This is a genomic window from Pigmentiphaga sp. (assembly GCF_033795525.1).
GTDB lineage: Bacteria > Pseudomonadota > Gammaproteobacteria > Burkholderiales > Burkholderiaceae_B > Pigmentiphaga.
In genome coordinates this window covers 82,747-96,699 of the sequence record NZ_JARYGM010000005.1, presented here as the reverse complement: position 1 = coordinate 96,699, position 13,953 = coordinate 82,747, and the positions used below count along the sequence as shown (strand labels likewise).

Sequence of the window (13,953 nt, the reverse complement as noted above, 5' to 3'; positions counted from 1 at the left end):
CTTCCCGCGGCGGTGCCTGGCGGACTGCCCGCGCCCGTCAGTCTTTCTTGGCGTTCGATGCGGCCAGGACCTGTTTCCCCACGCTCAGCACATGGCTGCGCATTTCGGCAAAGGCGCCGGCGGCATCGCCTTGCTGGATCCGCTCGAGCAGCGCATCGTGCTGGTGGCCCCGTTCTGCCGAGAACGGCAGGTTGTGATACGTGATGTGGCGGACGCGGTGGACGTGCCACATCAGGTGTTCATGGATCTCGATCAACCGTTCGTTGCCGGTTTCGAGAACCAGCAGGCGATGGAACTCGTCGTTCAGCGTGACCCAGCGCGTGGTCTGGTTCGACTCGACCGCCTTGTGCATGCGCTTGAGCAATTGCTTGAGTTTTTCCACCAGCTGGGGATTGCGGCTTTCGGCCGCTTTCTCGGCGGCCGAGGCTTCGAGCACGGCCAGAATGTCGAAGGTGCCGGCGATATCTGCCGCCTCGGGCTTGGTGACGACCGCGCCGACATGAGGAATGAGTTCGACCAGCCCTTCGCCTTCGAGAATGCGCAGTGCATCCCGCAGCGGCGTGCGCGATACGCCGAACTGTTCGCATAGCACCGGTTCGACCAAGCGTTCGCCCGGCTTCCACCGACCTTCGATCAGATCTTGTCGCAGGTGCGGGAGTATCTGCGAGGTCATTGACGCACGCGCAACACGTCGGGAAGAAGGGGATTTCATACGTCTCTTGCCAGGGGCTGCCGCCGGGAAAAGGAACTCGTCGCGGACGACACTCTAGCAAAAGTAGCCAGGGCGAGGGCGAGCATGGGCGGGATGAATGGTTCCCACGCGAAAAAATATCGTATACGATACACGAAACACGAAACCGGGAGACAACGCCAGCACGCCGTAATACGGCGGCATTCACCTTTACAGGAGTGAAAAAATGGGTTGCATCGCTAATACGAAGTCGGTTTCGCAAGTATCGAAGAGCCTGGCCGCGTTTTGCGCGGCGCTCGCCTGCCAGGGCGCTGTCGGCTCGGCATGGGCGCAGGATGCCGCCGCGGCCTATCCGGACAAGCCGGTCAAGCTCGTCGCGCCGTTCGCGGCCGGCGGGGCGCTCGACATGATCGCCCGCAGCATTGCGCAGTCCTGGTCCAAGCAGTTCGGCCAGACTTTCGTGGTCGACAATCGCGCCGGCGCCGCAGGCATCATCGGCAGTACGTATGTGGCCAATGCGGCGGCCGACGGCTACACCTTGCTGCTGGGCTCGACCACCACCCACGGCATCAATCCGTCGCTGTACAAGACCATCAGCTATAAGCCACAGGATTTCGCGCCGATTTCGCTGATCGCGACGATTCCCCATGTGCTGGTGGTCAATCCCAGCCTGGATGTGGACAATCTCCAGGACTTCCTCGCTTATGTGAAGGCGCATCCCGGCGCGACCTTCGGCTCGGCCGGCATCGGCTCGCCGCACCACCTGGTCGGGGAAATGCTCAAGACCGCCACCGGGCTCGAGATGACGCACGTTCCCTACAAAGGCTCGGCGCCGGCGCTATCCGACCTGCTGGGCGGCCAAATCTCCTTTGTTTCGGTGGAATACACCGCCGCCGCCCAATTCATCAGCTCGGGCAAGCTCAAGGCCATTGCCATCGCATCGAACGAGCGCGTGCCCGGCATCGACGTGGCCACTTACCGCGAACAAGGCCTGCCACTGGAGGTCACTGCCTGGTACGCGGTCTACGCACCGGCCAAGACGCCGCCGGCGATTGTCGAGAAACTCGCTCGCGGCGTAGCGGCGGCCGTCAAAGAGCCGGAATTCCGGAACCGGTTGGTAGCGCTCGGCGCACAGCCTGTGGGCAGCAGCTCCGCCGAGATGACCGCCTTCCAGAACAAAGAATTGGCGCTGTGGGCCAAGGCCATCAAAGACTCGGGCGCGACGGCCGAATGAGGCGCGCGCAGGCAGCAAACATAAGGAGCAAACAGATATGAGCGATCTCTCCACCCGGGGCGATGAGCGGCTCGTGTGGCCGCAAGAGGGCGTCAGCCGCGTGCCGTTCAGGATCTTCAACGATGAGAGCATCTATGCCGAAGAGCAGGACAAGGTGTTCAAAGGGCCGATCTGGAATTTCGTCGGCCTCGACATCGACGTGCCGAAGCCGGGTGACTACAAAACGACCTGGATAGGAGAGACGCCAGTCGTGCTCGTGCGCAGCGGCGATGACACCTTCACGGTATTCGTCAATCGTTGTGCGCACCGTGGCGCCACGCTGTGCATCAATGACCGCGGCAACGCCAGGCGATTCACCTGCGTCTACCACAACTGGTCCTACGATCTCGAGGGCAAGCTGCGCACCGTTGCCTTCCAGCGCGGCGTAAGGGACCAGGGCGGCATGCCGGCGGACTTCGACAAGAGCCAGCACAATCTTCGTACGCTGCGCGTCGAGGCCTTTTGCGGGCTGGTGTTTGCCACCTTCTCCGACGAGGCGCCCTCCGTGGAGGAGTTCCTCGGGCCCACCATGGCGGCGCACATGAGGCGGGTCTTCAACCGCAAGATCCGGGTGCTCGGGACCTACTCGCAGGTCATGCACAACAACTGGAAGCTGTACATGGAGAACGTCAAGGACTCCTATCACGCCAGCCTCTTGCACCTGTTCTTCACCACGTTCGGCCTGAACCGCCTGTCGATGCGCGGCGGCCTGGTCCTCGAAGCAAATGGCGGCCACCACATCAGCTTCTCGCAGATGGCGTCCGACCAGGTGGCCGGAACCGACTACGAGAGCGGCGGCATCCGCGCCCAGGACAAGGACTTCAGCCTGCACGATCCCTCGCTGCTCAAGAGCTGGCCCGAATTCGAAGACGGCATCACGCACGCGATCCAGGGCATCTTCCCCAACTTGATCGTCCAGCAGATCCAGAATTCGCTGGCCATTCGCCTGCTGGTGCCGCAGGGGCCGGAGCGCTGCGAACTGTTCTGGATACTGTTTGGCTACGAGGACGACACACCGGAGCAGGTCGAGATGCGCATCAACCAGTCCAACCTGGTGGGGCCGGCCGGACTCGTGTCGCTGGAGGACGGGGTAGTGGGAAGTTTCGTGCAGCGCACCCTGCATGGCGAACGCCAGGCCCGTGCCGTGCTGGAGATGGGCGGCCGGACCGTCGAGAACCAGGAATCGCGCGTAAGCGAAGCCTCCGTACGTGGCTTCTGGCAGTGCTATCGGCGCTACATGGATTTGTGAACCTGGAGAAGAAATTGGATCTGCAACAAGCCAAGGCCGCTATCCGAGACCTGATCGAGACGGCGGTGCATGTCATCGATGACGAGCGCTACGAGGACTGGCCAGAACTATTCGCCGAACAGTGCAGCTACCGTATCGTGACGCGCGAGGGCCTGGAGCGTGGCCACTTGATCGGTGTCATGGCATGCGGCAGCCGAGGGATGCTGCGGGATAGGGTCAACTCGCTGCGCAAGGCCAACATCTACGAGCCCCACCGCTATCGCCACCTGCTCGGGCCCACCCGCGTGCTCGATCCGCGCGACGAGGGGCCGTTGCGCGCGCGTACGGGCTTTGCCTTGGTGCGCATCATGCAGGACGGCAGAAGCGAGCTGTTTCTCTCCGGCGTCTATGAGGACAGTATCGAGCTCTCATCCGAAGGGTCGCGGTTCCTGGAGCGCCGGGTGGTGCTCGACTCGCCCAGAATCGACACCTTGATCGTCCTGCCTGTGTAAAGGCCAGGCCGCCCGCGCAGCCGGCCGCCCTGCGGGCACCGGCTGCGCATCAGCGGGCGAACAGCTCCCTGACCACGCTGCGCAGCCAGACGCGGCCCGGCTCGCGCGCGAAGCGCTCGTGCCAGAACTGGGAGACATCGTAGGGCGGCAGCCGCATGGGCGGCTCGTACATCTTGACGCCCCAGGCGTATTCGAACGTGGCGGCGAGGGTGCGCGGGATGGTGGCGATGTAGTCGGTCTGGGCGACGATCCTGCCGATCGACAGGAAATGCCCGACCCGCAAGGCTACCGCCGCGCCGACTTTCTTCGAAGCGAGGATGCCCTCCAGCACGTGGGCGTGCCCGGTGATCGACCCCGTGGAGACGACATGGCCCAGCTGCCGGAAGTTCGCCATGGTCAGCTTGCCGCGTATGGCCGGATGGTCCTGCCGGGCGATGCAGGCGTATCTGGCGGTGAAGAGGCGGTCCGACTGCAAGCCCTCCGGCTCCAGCCGCAAGTGGCCCATCGCGAGGTCCACGCCGCCATCGGCCATTGCCTCCCGCAGCGCCTTGCCCTGTAGCTGGCTGGTCCGCAGCTGCACGCCCGGGGCCAGCGCTGCCACCCGGTCCGCCAGGCCCGGCAGGAATACTTGTTCGCTGATGTCGGACATGGCGAGGGTGAAGACACGCTTTTCCGTCGCGGGCGAGAACATCGGTGTCTGCAGTGTCCCGCGGACGATGTCCAGCGCCTGGTGCACGGACTCGCTCAGGCGGTCGGCGAAAGGGGTGGGCAGCAGCCCGTGGGGCTGGCGGATGAACAGGCGGTCGCCGTAGGCGTGCCGCAAACGGGTCAGCGCGCGGCTCATCGCCGGTTGGCTCAGCCCCAGCTCCTTTCCCGCCGCGGTCAGGTTCCTGCTTCCGTAGATCGCCAGGAAGAGCTCCAGCAGGTTCAGGTCGACTTGATGCGAAAGGCGCTTGGGCATGGCAAGAGATATACCTCGTACGCATGTCAGATATCCGTTCATTTCATTTTACGGATTTCAGGCCGGTTCGTAAGATGGGCAGGTCAATGTCAGGAGACCTTATGTACCGCAGCGCCCACTACCTGCTTCAAGGCCTTGCCGACCTGGGCATCGACTACGTTTTTTCCAACCTCGGCACCGACCATGCCTCCATCATCGAGGAGCTGGCTCGCTGGCGGGACGAGGGCCGGCCCCATCCCCACTTCATGCTTTGCCCGCACGAGAACGTCGCCATCCACATGGCTGCCGGCTATGCGGCGATGACCGGCAAGGGGCAGGCGGTGATGGTGCACGTGGACGCCGGAACCGCTAACGCCGCGATGGGCATGCACAACATGTTCCGCTCCCGGCTGCCGGTCATGCTCATGGCCGGCCGCGCGCCGTACACCGTGCGCGGAGAATTGCCGGGCTCGCGCGACAACTACGTGCATTTCGTCCAGGACCCGTTCGACATCGGCAGCCTGGTGCGGCCCTACGTCAAATGGGAATACACGTTGTCGACCGGCATCAATGCGCGTGAAGTCGTCCGGCGCGGCCATTCTGTCATGCAAAGCGATCCTCCCGGCCCGGTCTACCTGACCCTGCCGCGCGAGGCCCTGGCGCAGCCCTGGGACGAAGGCGCCGTGCGGGCGTTCGGAGAAGACAAATACGGCCCCGTCGCCGCCGGGGGGACGGCCGCCGCGCGCGCTGGCCAGATCGCCGAGGCGCTGATGCGCGCCGAACGGCCGATGGCGGTGACGGCATATCTAGGCCGCAAGGCCGAGGCCGTGCAAGCGCTGGAAGAGCTAGCCTTGCTTTGCGGCATACGCGTCTACGAGTTCGCGCCCAGCTTCCTCGGCATCTCGCGCGATTCCCCGTGCTTCGGCGGTTTCGATCCCGGCAAGGCGCAGGCCGATGCCGACCTGGGGCTGCTGCTCGACGTGGACGTGCCCTGGCTGCCGAAGTACGCCGCCGAGCGGCCGGAAACACGCTGGATCCATATCGACGTCGATCCCATCAAAAAGGACTTCCCCATGTGGGGTTTCGCCACCGACGTGCGCGTGCAGGGCGATTGCGCCACCGTGTTGCGCCAGGTCACCGCCATCGTCAAGGCGCGCGCCGACCAGGCGTTCCACGACCGGGTGCGGCGGCGCCTGGACGAATACATGGCGCAAGCGCACCAGCGGAACGAGGCGCAGGCCCAGGCGGCGGCCCAAGGCGGGCAGTACGGGGCGATTGCGCCTGCCTATCTGTGCGCGCAATTGAGCGCGGCTCTTTCGCAGGAAGACGTGGTCATCAACGAGGCCATCCGCAATTCGCCGGCGGTACTGCAGCACATCCGCCGCACCCGACCCCTCACCCTGCTGGGGACGGCGGGCGGCGGGCTGGGCTACAGCGGCGGCATGGCGCTGGGCGCCAAGCTGGCCCGGCCCGGCGTACGCGTGATCCAGATCGTCGGCGATGGCGGTTTTCATTTCGGTACGCCGACGTCCGTCTACGACGTGGCCCAGCGATACCGGCTTCCGATTTTCACCATCGTGCTGGACAACGGCGGATGGCAGGCGGTGAAGGAAGCCGTGCTGCGGGTGCATCCGGACGGCGCGGCGGCGCAGGCCGGCGAGTTCCATGCGCGGCTGGAGGGCGAGTCGCGCCGTTTCGACATGATCGCGCAGGCATTCGGCGGCTACGGCGAGACCGTTGCCGACCCCGACGAGGTCCCGGCGGCGATCGCGCGCTGCCTGAAGGCGGTGGACGAAGGGCGCGCGGCCGTGCTGCACGCCCGGATCGGAAATCTATAGCAGCCGCCTGGCCCCGGAAGGCGCTTGCCTCCCGGGCTGCATGGGCGGTGCACAAGGAACGTTCGAGTCCTGTGGAGGAGACACCATGCAAGTGCGTCACACCTTGAAAATGGCGGCCTGGGCGCTGGTCCTGGCCCAAGCCGGGGCCATCGCTTCGGCGCCGGCGGCCGAGAGCCAGTATCCGGCCCGTCCCATTACCATCATCGTCGGCTATGCGGCCGGCGGCGGCAACGACGTCCTGGCCCGGATCGTTGCCGAGGAGATGTCCAAAGGGCTCAAGCAGCCGGTCATCGTCGAAAACCGGCCCGGCGTCGCCTCCATCGTCGGCGCCGCCTACGTGGCCAAGGCCAAGCCCGACGGCTACACCTTGTTCTGGGGCGCGAGCGGTCCGATATCGTTCAACCCTGCGCTCTATTCCAAGCTGCCCTACAAGGTCGAGGACTTCACGCCGGTGTCGCTGACGGCGAAGTTCCCCCTGGTGCTGGTGTCGGACGCCTCTCTGCCGATCAAGTCCGTGCCCGATCTGGTGGCCTATTCCAAGCAGCATCCGGACAAGGCCAACTACGGCTCCAGCGCCGCTTCGTTCCAGCTCGTGACCGAGCTCTTCAACGCCCGGACCGGCGCCCGTTTCTCGCACATTCCCTACAAGGGAAGCAACGAGTCCATACAGTCGGTCATGGCGGGCAACGTCACCATGGCCATCACCGATCCCGCGCCCGCCACGGTAGGGCTCCAGAGCAAGCGCATCCGGGCGCTGGCCGTCACGTCGGCGCAGCGCGCCGACTTTCTGCCCGAGGTGCCTACCATGCGCGAGTCCGGCATCGACCTCGAGGTCGAGCTGTGGGCCGGACTGCTGGCCCCGGCCGGCACGCCAGAGGCGGTGGTCGCGACGCTGCAGAAGGAAATCGAGCGCGTCGTGGCGCTGCCGCAGGTGCGAAGCAAGATGGCGGGCCTCGGCTGCGTGGCCGCGGCCACTTCGTCCAGCGATTTCCGCCGCCTCATCGAGGCCGAGGTGCCGTTCTGGACCAAGGTCGCCAAGGAAAACAACATCAAGATGGACTAGCCGGCGCGGCCGGGAGGTAAGCATGAAGATCACGCGTATCGCCGCCGTGCCGATCAAGCTGCCCGTCCAGGTCGACATTGCCGGCACCGGCAGTGTCGAACAAAGCATCCGCGCCTGCCTGGTGCGGGTCGAAACATCGACGGGGCTATGCGGCCACGGGCTGACGTCCATTACCGACGAGCAGGTGATTGCCACGGCCGTGAACGAGGTCGCAGGCCCGGCCTTGGTAGGCCAGGACGCGCTGAACCACGAGGCGCTGTGGGACCTGCTGTACTGGCGCATGTGCCCGCGCGGCCAGACAGGCTACGGCATGCATGCCGTCGCGGCACTCGATGTCGCGCTATGGGACATCAAGGGCAAGGCGCTGGGGCAGCCTGTCTGGCGGCTGCTGGGCGGTGCGCGCGCACGCGTGCCGGTCTACGCCACCTTCGGCTTCGACTTCCTGGACCGGGAGACGCTCGCCCAGGCGGCAAAGACACTCAGCGACGAGGGATACCGTCACCTCAAAATGGTCGTCGGACACCAGGCCCTGCAGCGGCGGGACCGCGGGGGACCTTCTCTGGACGAGGTCATTGCCGAAGACGAGCGGCGGGTGCGTGCCGTCCGGGACGCGGTGGGCGATAGCGCAGACCTCTACATCGATGCCAACTGCAGCCTCGATGCCTTCCATGCCGAGCGCCTGGCGACGAGGCTGTCCGATTGCCGCATCGCTTTTTTCGAAGAACCGGTTACCCAGAACGATATTCCCGCCATGGCGCGGCTGCGCCAGCGATGCGGCATCGCCGTGGCCGCCGGGCAGAACGAAGGGCTGGCCTTTCGCTTCCGCGACATGCTGCTGCGGGAAGCCGTGGATTTCCTGCAGCCCAATGTGGTGATAGGCGGCGGGTACACGCAATGCCTGCGCATTGCAGGCCTGGCCAGCGCGTTCAATGTCCCGATCACCAATGGCGGCGCCTTCCCGTTGCACAACATGCATCTGCATGCCGGCCTGGCGAACGGCGGAAAGGTCGAGTGGCACCTGCCCACGGTGGCGCTCATGCGCCGCTTGTTCGACGGCTTTCCCGAGCCGGCGGGGGGATGGCTCGCACTTCCCGAGGCACCGGGACTGGGTTTTGAACCCAGCAGCGAGACCCAGGCATTGCTGGGTGGCTGAGCGGCGCCGCCGCCACGCCGTATCCGTCCATACAAGGAGGAGACATGAGACTTGCCCATTCGATCGCGGCGGCAGCGCTATGCCTGGCCGCGGCGGCTTCCGCCATCGCGCAGGAAGCCTGGACCGAACAACCTATCCGCCTGGTCATACCGGCTTCTGCCGGCGGATCCATGGACCAGATGGCCCGCCCGCTCGCCGCCGTCATGAGCCGCCTGTCGGGGCAGACCTTCATCGTGGAGAACCGCAGCGGCGGCGCCGGCGTGCTGGCACGCGAATTCGTCGCCCATGGCCCGGCCGACGGCACCGTATTCCTGCTGGGCAGCGTGCACGAACTGACGCGCATGGCCTTGACGCCCAACCTGTCCTTCCCTCTGACCGGCCCGGATTTCGTGCCGGTGGCCAAGATCGCGACCGTGCCCAACCTGGTGGTGGTCAAGGCCGGGACCGGCGTGGACAACGTCGACGCGCTGGTGGCCAAGGCGCGGAGCTCCCCCAAGGGAATCAGCTACGGCGTCGGCAGCCTCGGCAACCTGCAGCACCTGGCGGGCATTACGTTCGCGCAAAGCATCGGCGCCCACATGGTGGCGATTCCGTACAAAGGCAGCGCACCGGCGCTCAAGGACTTGGCCGGTGGCCAGATAGACGTACTGTTCGACACGATGCCCGCTGCCTCGGCCTTCGTCCGTGAAGGCCGGCTGCGGGCATTGGCGGTGACCGCGGCCAATCGCTCGCCATTGTTTCCCGATGTGCCGACGCTCAAGGAACTGGGATTGGAGCGCATGGTCCTCGGAACCTGGTACGGCGCTTTCGCTCCAGCCAAGACGCCGGCCCGTACGATCGAAGCGGCCGCGGCACTGTTCAGCAAGGCGCTCATGGATCCGGAGATCCAGCGTATGTGGCAGGAATGGGGCAGCGAGAAACCCGTGCCGCAATCGCGGACGGCGTTCGCCGATTTCGTCCAGGCCGAGGCGCAGCGCTGGCAGGAGGCCGTGCGCCAGGCGGGCCTCAAGGTGGAGTAGGGCGGATTCCATGCTTGCACTCGCGGATTTCGAGCGCGCGGCCAGGCGCAGGCTGCCGCGCTGCATCTTCGGTTTCGCCGCGCACGGGGCGGAAGACGAACGATCGGTGCGCGCCAATGAAGAGGCGCTGGCCCGGCTGGCGCTGGTGCCGCGGGTGCTGGTCGACGTGGGTGCGCGATCGACGCGCTGCGAGCTATGGGGCCGCACCTATAGCGCGCCGTTCGGCATCGCCCCCATGGGCGGCGCCGCGCTGTTTGCCTATCGCGCCGATCAGGCCCTGGCCCAGGCCGCCGCCGACGAGAACGTTCCCTTCGTCCTGAGCGCGGCGTCGTCCGTGCCATTGGAAGACATCGCGCGCCTGGCCCCGGGGAGCTGGTACCAGGCCTACCTGGCCGGCGACCATGAACGGATAGAAGCCTTGCTGCACCGGCTCGAGCGGGCCGGCATAGGCGTCCTCGTCGTGACGGCGGACGTCCCCGTCGCGGCGAACCGCGAAAACGACCTAAGGCTAGGATTCGGGATCCCCGTGACGCCCGGCCCCAGGTTGATCGCCGACGCGCTGTCCCATCCCCGCTGGCTGGCCGGCGTCGTGCTGCGAACCTTGTTGCGCGAGGGCATGCCGCATTTCGAAAACTTCGGCGCGCGTCGGGGCGGACCCATCGTCGCCCCGCCCAGTCCCGAGTTCCGTGCCGGGCGGGACCGGTTCACCTGGGAGCACTTCCGGTTCATCCGCGACCGCTGGAAGGGCCGGCTGGTGCTCAAAGGCGTCCTGCACGAAGAAGACGCCCGGCGCGCATTGGACATGGGCGTGGACGGCCTCATGCTGTCGAACCATGGAGGCAGGCAGCTCGACGGCGCGGTATCGCCCCTGCGCATCCTGCCGCGCATGGCCAGCTTGCGCGGCCATGCCAAGCTCTTCGTGGACGGCGGATTCAGGCGCGGCACGGACGTCATCAAGGCTCTCGCCATGGGCGCCGACTTCGTCATGATCGGCCGCCCCTTCCTCTACGCCGCCGCCGTCGCCTCCCGCGCCGGCGTGCGCCAGGCAATCAGCCTGCTACGGCAAGAAACCGACCGCGACCTGGCCCTGCTGGGCCTGACGGCCCCCGACCAGATCGAGCCCTCCTGCGTCGCCTCCGATCTCCCCCACATCGCAGTTCGTTGTGGGGTGGGGGGCGCCGCAGTCTGGGGTTGGCCATAGCGTTCTGGGCTGCCGTGATTTTCGCTTTAGGCGGGGAGGCAAGGGCGCAGCTGTTCGAGCACGGCTCTCGGGATAGCCCAGTGGGCTATCCCGGTGCGAGTTCTGCGCCCGCCCCGCCTAAAGCGAAAATCACGGGTAGTCCCGGCGCAGCCGGGACCAGCCCGGTCGCTATGGCCAACCCCAGGCTGCGGCGTCCCACGCCCCGCAACGAACGTCCTTAAGAACCCAATTCCCCCCGCAATATCCGCCCACCCCCATAACTCCCCTGCACCGGCTCCAAGCCCCCCACCCGCACCCGTACCGCGCAATACTTGAACTCCGGAATCTTCCCAAACGGATCCAGCACCGGATTCGTCAGCTTATTGATCGCCGCCTCGTAATAACAGAACGGCACGAACACCGCCCCCCGCGGCGTTCCCTCATCCACGCGCGCATACAGCGACACCTCGCCCCGCCGCGACTCCAGCGTCACGATATCGCCAGGCTTCGCCCCGATATCCTCCAGGTCCAGCGGATGCACCAGCGCTACCGGATCCGGCTCCAGCGCATCCAGGACCGACGCGCGCCGCGTCATGCTGCCCGTGTGCCAGTGTTCCAGCTGCCGTCCGGTGATCAACACCATCGGATATTCGCCATCCGGCTTCTCGGCCGCCGGGATGATGTCCGCCGGCACGAAGCGCGCGCGTCCGGTCTCGGTCGGGAAACTGGCCGTGAACACGACCGGCTCGCCGGCGTCGCCCTCGGCCAGGCACGGATAGGTCACCGCGTGCTCGGCCTGCAGCCGGTCCCAGGTAATCCCGCCGATGCTGGGCATGGTGTGGCGCATCTCGTCGAACACCTCCGAGACGTCGCGGTAATGCCAGTCCAGCCCCATGCGCGCGGCCATCTGCTGGATGATCCAGAGATCCTGCCGCGCGTCTCCCGGCGGATCGAGCGCCTGCCGCCCCATCTGCACCAGGCGGTCGGTATTGGTGAAGGTGCCGGTCTTCTCCGGAAAGGCCGACGCCGGCAGGATGACGTCGGCCAGGTAGGCCGTCTCGGTCAGGAAAATGTCCTGCACCACCAGGTGGTCCAGCGCCGTCAGCGCTTCGCGCGCATGATTCGCATCGGGGTCCGACATGGCCGGGTTCTCGCCCATGATGTACATGCCGCGCACCGTGCCCGCCTTGATCGCATGCATGACCTCGACCACCGTCAAGCCGGGTTGCGGGTCCAGCGGCATACCCCAGAGCTGCTCGAACTTTTCGCGCGCCGCCGGGTTGTCCACGCGCTGGTAATCGGGATACATCATCGGGATCAGGCCGGCGTCGGAAGCGCCCTGGACGTTGTTCTGGCCGCGCAGCGGATGCAGACCGGTCCCGGGGCGGCCGATCTGCCCGGTCATCAGCGCCAGCGCGATCAGGCAACGCGCGTTGTCGGTGCCGTGCACGTGTTGCGACACGCCCATGCCCCACAGGATCATCGATGCCTTGGAGGTCGCGTACAGGCGGGCCACTTCGCGTATGGTGCCGGCATCGATGCCGCAGATCGGCGCCATGCGTTCCGGGCTGTAGCCTTCCACGTTCTTGCGCAGCTCGTCGTAGCCGATGGTGCGGCTGGCGATGAAGTCCTCGTCCACCAGTCCTTCGTGCACGATCACGTGCATCATCGCGTTGAGCAGTGCGACGTCGGTATCCGCGGTGAACTGCAGGAAGCGGTAGGCCAGCCGCGCAAGGTCCGAGCGGCGCGGGTCGGCGACGATGAGCTTGGTGCCGTTCTTCACGGCATTCTTGATCCAGCTTGCCGCCACCGGATGGTTGACGGTGGGATTGGCGCCGATCACGATCACGACCTCCGCCTTGCCCACGTCCATGACGGGATTGGACACGGCCCCCGAACCTATGCCTTCGAGCAGCGCCGCTACGGACGAAGCGTGGCACAGCCGGGTGCAGTGGTCGACGTTGTTGCTGCCGAAGCCCGTGCGCACCAGTTTCTGGAATAGATACGCTTCCTCGTTGCTGCCCTTGGCCGAGCCGAAGCCGGCCAGTGCCCGTTTCCCGTAGGTATCGCGTATGGCCCGCAGCCTGGAGCCGGCCAGGTCCAGTGCCTCTTCCCAGGTCGCTTCGCGGAAGACGTCCATGACCCGGTCTGGATCCATGACGGCGTCGCCGCGCTTGGGCGCGTCGGAACGGCGGATCAGCGGGCGGGTCAGGCGTTGGGGATGGTGCGCATAGTCGAAACCGTAGCGGCCCTTGACGCACAGGCGCTTGTGGTTGGCAGGCCCGTCGCGGCCCTCGACGTACAGAATGCGGTTGTCCTTGACGTTGTACGTGAGCTGGCAGCCCACGCCGCAATAGGGGCAGACCGAATCGACCTTCTTGTCGGGCACGGCCAGGGCGGCGTCGCGGGCGGGCATCAGCGCTCCGGTGGGGCAGGCCTGCACGCATTCGCCGCAGGCCACGCAGGTGGATGCGCCCATGGCGTCGTCCAGGTCGAACACGATCTTGGCCTGGTCCCCGCGGTAGGCCAGCCCGATGACGTCGTTGACCTGTTCGTCGCGGCAGGCGCGCAGACAGCGTGTGCACTGGATGCAGGCGTCGAGGTTGACCGCGATCGCCGGGTGGGACGAGTCGGCCGACACCGGTGTCCGGGGGGCGAAACGCGGCTTGCCCACTTCGAGCTTGCGGGCCCATAGATCAACTTCGTTATGGCGCGTATACGAGGCCTCGGGCATGTCCGACTGCAGCAGCTCGACCACCATCTTCTGCGCTTTGAGCGCGCGTTCGCTATGGGTCGTGACCTCCATTCCGTTGCGCGGCGTACGGCAGCAGGAGGGCGCCAGGACCCGCTCGCCGGCGATCTCCACCACGCATGCGCGGCAGTTGCCGGCGGGCTCGAGACCGTCGGCATAGCACAGGTGCGGGATCTCGATCCCGGCGCGCGCGGCAATCTCGAGCAGCGTCTGGTTCTCGGGCGCGCTCACCTCGCTGCCGTTGAGCTTGAAGGTGACGATGGCCGGCTCGAGGCCGAGTTCGCGGCGGTTGATGGCATTCATG

Annotated in this window: 11 protein-coding genes; 8 read left to right on the top strand and 3 right to left on the bottom strand. The window is 66.2% G+C overall.

The features are described 5' to 3' along the window. Nucleotides 1-37 precede the first annotated feature (37 nt). Entirely contained in the window at nt 38-712 is a 675-nt protein-coding gene (locus tag QHC78_RS14715) for a GntR family transcriptional regulator (protein WP_319745798.1), read from the bottom strand. 205 nt (nt 713-917) lie between these two features. Between QHC78_RS14715 and QHC78_RS14710 the strand changes: the two genes are divergently transcribed. The 3 genes from QHC78_RS14710 to QHC78_RS14700 are packed head-to-tail and all read left to right on the top strand — an operon-like array spanning nt 918 to nt 3,704. After that, on the top strand, nt 918-1,925 hold the full coding sequence (locus QHC78_RS14710; protein ID WP_319745796.1) for a Bug family tripartite tricarboxylate transporter substrate binding protein: 1,008 nt from the start codon (nt 918-920) through the stop codon (nt 1,923-1,925). A 37-nt stretch (nt 1,926-1,962) separates the two neighbouring features. Continuing rightward, entirely contained in the window at nt 1,963-3,213 is a 1,251-nt protein-coding gene (locus QHC78_RS14705) for an aromatic ring-hydroxylating oxygenase subunit alpha (protein ID WP_319745795.1), read from the top strand. Nucleotides 3,214-3,227: 14 nt separating this feature from the next. Then, entirely contained in the window at nt 3,228-3,704 is a 477-nt protein-coding gene (locus QHC78_RS14700; protein WP_319745794.1) for an aromatic-ring-hydroxylating dioxygenase subunit beta, read from the top strand. Between the two features lie 49 nt (nt 3,705-3,753). Here the strand turns inward: QHC78_RS14700 and QHC78_RS14695 are convergent, their stop codons facing one another. Continuing rightward, entirely contained in the window at nt 3,754-4,665 is a 912-nt protein-coding gene (locus QHC78_RS14695; RefSeq protein ID WP_319745792.1) for a LysR family transcriptional regulator, read from the bottom strand. 101 nt (nt 4,666-4,766) lie between these two features. Here QHC78_RS14695 and QHC78_RS14690 point away from each other — a divergent pair, with 101 nt between their 5' ends. The 5 genes from QHC78_RS14690 (at nt 4,767) to QHC78_RS14670 (ending at nt 10,918) form a co-directional block, all read left to right on the top strand. After that, entirely contained in the window at nt 4,767-6,482 is a 1,716-nt protein-coding gene (locus tag QHC78_RS14690; protein WP_319745790.1) for a thiamine pyrophosphate-requiring protein, read from the top strand. Between the two features lie 85 nt (nt 6,483-6,567). Next, the gene (locus tag QHC78_RS14685; RefSeq protein WP_319745788.1) at nt 6,568-7,545 is read left to right on the top strand and encodes a Bug family tripartite tricarboxylate transporter substrate binding protein; all 978 of its coding nucleotides are present in this window, start codon (nt 6,568-6,570) and stop codon (nt 7,543-7,545) included. Nucleotides 7,546-7,567: 22 nt separating this feature from the next. Then, nucleotides 7,568-8,698, top strand: a complete 1,131-nt coding sequence (locus QHC78_RS14680; RefSeq protein ID WP_319745786.1) for a mandelate racemase/muconate lactonizing enzyme family protein — start codon at nt 7,568-7,570, stop codon at nt 8,696-8,698. Between the two features lie 44 nt (nt 8,699-8,742). Next, on the top strand, nt 8,743-9,717 hold the full coding sequence (locus QHC78_RS14675; protein WP_319745784.1) for a tripartite tricarboxylate transporter substrate binding protein: 975 nt from the start codon (nt 8,743-8,745) through the stop codon (nt 9,715-9,717). Between the two features lie 10 nt (nt 9,718-9,727). Next, nucleotides 9,728-10,918 (top strand): alpha-hydroxy acid oxidase, encoded by a 1,191-nt coding sequence (locus QHC78_RS14670; protein WP_319745782.1) that lies wholly within the window; start codon nt 9,728-9,730, stop codon nt 10,916-10,918. Nucleotides 10,919-11,135: 217 nt separating this feature from the next. On the opposite strand, the gene fdhF is transcribed toward QHC78_RS14670, so the two are convergent. Continuing rightward, nucleotides 11,136-13,952 carry a formate dehydrogenase subunit alpha gene (gene fdhF, locus QHC78_RS14665; protein WP_319745780.1) on the bottom strand — a complete coding sequence of 939 codons (2,817 nt, stop codon included), beginning with the start codon at nt 13,950-13,952 and terminating at the stop codon, nt 11,136-11,138. Between the last annotated feature and the right edge of the window lies 1 nt (nt 13,953).

What these genes read in the sequence shown, in the direction of transcription:
- QHC78_RS14715 (WP_319745798.1), bottom strand. Translation starts at nt 712, where the DNA reads ATGAAATCCCCTTCTTCCCGACGTGTTGCGCGTGCGTCAATGACCTCG.
- QHC78_RS14710 (WP_319745796.1), top strand. Translation starts at nt 918, where the DNA reads ATGGGTTGCATCGCTAATACGAAGTCGGTTTCGCAAGTATCGAAGAGC.
- QHC78_RS14705 (WP_319745795.1), top strand. Translation starts at nt 1,963, where the DNA reads ATGAGCGATCTCTCCACCCGGGGCGATGAGCGGCTCGTGTGGCCGCAA.
- QHC78_RS14695 (WP_319745792.1), bottom strand. Translation starts at nt 4,665, where the DNA reads ATGCCCAAGCGCCTTTCGCATCAAGTCGACCTGAACCTGCTGGAGCTC.
- QHC78_RS14690 (WP_319745790.1), top strand. Translation starts at nt 4,767, where the DNA reads ATGTACCGCAGCGCCCACTACCTGCTTCAAGGCCTTGCCGACCTGGGC.
- QHC78_RS14685 (WP_319745788.1), top strand. Translation starts at nt 6,568, where the DNA reads ATGCAAGTGCGTCACACCTTGAAAATGGCGGCCTGGGCGCTGGTCCTG.
- QHC78_RS14680 (WP_319745786.1), top strand. Translation starts at nt 7,568, where the DNA reads ATGAAGATCACGCGTATCGCCGCCGTGCCGATCAAGCTGCCCGTCCAG.
- QHC78_RS14675 (WP_319745784.1), top strand. Translation starts at nt 8,743, where the DNA reads ATGAGACTTGCCCATTCGATCGCGGCGGCAGCGCTATGCCTGGCCGCG.
- QHC78_RS14670 (WP_319745782.1), top strand. Translation starts at nt 9,728, where the DNA reads ATGCTTGCACTCGCGGATTTCGAGCGCGCGGCCAGGCGCAGGCTGCCG.
- fdhF (WP_319745780.1), bottom strand. Translation starts at nt 13,952, where the DNA reads ATGAATGCCATCAACCGCCGCGAACTCGGCCTCGAGCCGGCCATCGTC.